We start from the raw sequence: 2502 nt of genomic DNA, 5'->3' as shown, positions 1-2502 counted from the left end.
CACGGCGCGTCGCCGAGCACCGACGTCATCGACCCGACGCGGGCGACCGCGCGCACGGTGCCGCCGTCGACCTGGAGCGTGACGGCGTGCCGCGGGTCCAGGCGCAGCTCGAGCCCGCCTGCGCCGTCCGCGACGTCGACGCGTGCACGCGTCGACGTGACCGCGTGCTGCTGGCGGCGACCCACGAACGACCGCTCACCGTGCGCGCCCGCACGCAGCTCCCAGGCGTCGTCGGCTCGGCGCATGAGGTCGGCGGGGAACGCGCCCGCGCCCACCCAGGTCGCCGGCAGGACACCGTCGAGCACCTCGCGCAGCCCGGCCTCGGTCGTCGTCGGCTCGACGGGGTCGCCGAGCACCGGCCAGCCGTCGCGCCACACGACCTCGGCCGCGAAGGTCTCCCGGCCGCGCACGTGCCAGCCGGGGAACGACCCCTCGTGCCGGACACCGAGGAAGACGACGGCCCACGACCCGTCGGGCCGCTGCACCAGGTCGGCGTGCCCGGTGTGCTGGACGGGCGTCGCGCGGCCGCGGGCGGTCAGCAGCGGGTTGTGCGGGGACGGCTCGAACGGACCGGCGGGCGACGGCCCGCGGGCGATCGAGACGGCGTGCCCCTGCCCGGTCCCACCCTCCGACACCAGCAGGTACCACGTGGACCCGACCCGGTAGAGGTGCGGACCCTCGGGGTCGCGGCCACCGGTCCCGCTCCACAGCCGCTGCGGCTCGCTCAGCAGGTCGCCGGTCGACGGGTCGACGACCGCCTGGACGATGCCGTCGTCGGACCACGTCAGGTGGCAGGTGCCGTCCTCGTCCCACGCGAGGTCGGGGTCGATGCCGCCGACGTCGCGGATCCGCACGGGCTCCGACCACGGGCCCGCCGGGTCGGTGGCCGTCACGATCAGGTGCCCCGGACCGTCCGAGACGTTCGTCGTGACGAGCCAGAACCGCCCGTCGTGGTGGCGCAGCGTCGGGGCGTAGATCCCGCCCGACGGGGCGACGCCGTCGAGCGTGAGCTGCGACGGCCGGTCGAGCGCGTGCCCGACGAGCTCCCAGGTGAGGAGGTCGCGGGACCGGAACACCGGGACTCCGGGTGCGTACTCGAAGCTGGAGCACGCGAGGAGGTAGTCGTCGCCCACCCGGCACACCGTCGGGTCGGGGTGGAAGCCGGCGACCACCGGGCGGGTCGGCAGGGCGGGGTCAGGGGGCGTCGTCGCGTCCGGCACGGGACCGACCCTGTCACACCACCCGCACGAGGTGCGGCGGTCTGCCGGGGCGGCCGGTTGCCGGTCGGCGGTGCGCCCCGCACGCTGGGAGGACGACGAGAGGGGACGCATGAGCTCGACCGACCCGTACCGCAACGCCGACCCCGACCCCGACGAGACGCCCGGGCTCGAACCGGGCGGCGGCGTCGCGCCCGGGGACACGCCGCCCGCGGAGTCGTCCACGTCCGGTGCGTCGGACCGGCAGCCGGGGACCGGGTCGACGCGCTCCAACTGGATCGCCTACGGGGTGATCGGGGCGTTCGTCGTCCTGATCGGTCTCTTCTTCGTGGGGTACGCGATCGGGCTGCTCGACTGAGGCCCGCGTCCTGCGCCGGCCCGACGTCCGCCTCCCGGACGGCCGGGTGCCTACCACCGGTGCGTGACGAGCGCCACCCGTCCGCCGGGCCGCCTGCTCCGAACCACGGTCGACCCGTCCCGACGAGCCGACTGCGAGCGTCCCCATGTCCACCCTGGTCGTGTGCGCGCCTCCCGCGCTGCCGTCCCCGTCCGCGTGGGTCGCGGCGCGCGTTCGGCGCGCGCACGAGCGGTGGGGCACACTGACCGGCGTGACCGACCCCGCGCGCGAGTCGGCGGCCGACTCCGCGCAGGACCTCATGGCGGCGGTGGCGGCCGGCGACCAGACGGCCTTCGCGAGCCTCTACGACCTGCTGTCCCGCACCGTCCACGGCACGTGCCTCGGCGTCCTGCGGGACCCCGACCACGCCGCGGAGGTCGCGCAGGAGGTCTGGGTCGAGGTGTGGCGCACCGCCGCCCGCTACGAGGCGGCGCGCGGGTCGGTGCGCACCTGGGTCACGACGCTCGCGCACCGCCGGGCCGTCGACCGCGTGCGCGCCGTGCAGGCGCAGCGCGACCGCGACCAGCGCGTGCTCGACGAGAGCACCGAGCGCCCGTTCGACGTGGTCGCGGACGACGTCGAGCACCGCCTCGAGCAGTCCGCCGTGCGCGACTGCCTGGGCTCGCTGACCGAGACGCAGCGCACCGCGGTGGTCCTCGCCTACTACGGCGGCCGGACCTACCGTGAGGTGGCGACCGAGCTCGACGCAGCGCTGCCGACCGTGAAGTCCCGCATCCGCGACGGGCTGCTGCGCCTCAAGGACTGCCTGGGGGTGACCGCGTGAGCGAGCACGACGACGTCCGCGCCCTGCTCGGCGCGTACGCGCTCGACGCCGTCGACGACGACGAGCGCCGCGCCGTGGAGGCCCTCGTGGCCGCCGACCCCGAC

Annotated in this window: 3 protein-coding genes; 2 read left to right on the top strand and 1 reads right to left on the bottom strand. The window is 76.2% G+C overall.

Annotation, left to right across the window (positions count from 1 at the left end; translation table 11 throughout):
* On the bottom strand, nucleotides 1-1220 hold a 1220-nt coding region (locus HGA02_RS16110; protein WP_343035533.1), incomplete at its 3' end, for a glycoside hydrolase family 43 protein.
* A gap of 109 nt (nucleotides 1221-1329) precedes the next feature.
* On the opposite strand from HGA02_RS16110, the gene HGA02_RS16105 reads away from it, so the two are divergent.
* On the top strand, nucleotides 1330-1575 hold the full coding sequence (locus HGA02_RS16105; RefSeq protein ID WP_168680103.1) for a DUF6480 family protein: 246 nt from the start codon (nucleotides 1330-1332) through the stop codon (nucleotides 1573-1575).
* A gap of 250 nt (nucleotides 1576-1825) precedes the next feature.
* Complete coding sequence (gene sigK, locus HGA02_RS16100; RefSeq protein WP_343035532.1) at nucleotides 1826-2398, top strand: ECF RNA polymerase sigma factor SigK; 573 nt, start codon at nucleotides 1826-1828, stop codon at nucleotides 2396-2398.
* Nucleotides 2399-2502 lie beyond the last annotated feature (104 nt).

The organism is Cellulomonas septica, assembly GCF_012396155.1.
Taxonomy (GTDB): Bacteria; Actinomycetota; Actinomycetes; order Actinomycetales; family Cellulomonadaceae; genus Cellulomonas; species Cellulomonas septica.
Note: the sequence above shows the minus strand (reverse complement) of the source record. Positions and strands in the feature narration are given on the sequence as shown.

Bases quoted from the DNA above. Each gene is read 5' to 3' on its own strand.
- HGA02_RS16105 (WP_168680103.1), top strand. From the start codon at position 1,330: ATGAGCTCGACCGACCCGTACCGCAACGCCGACCCCGACCCCGACGAG.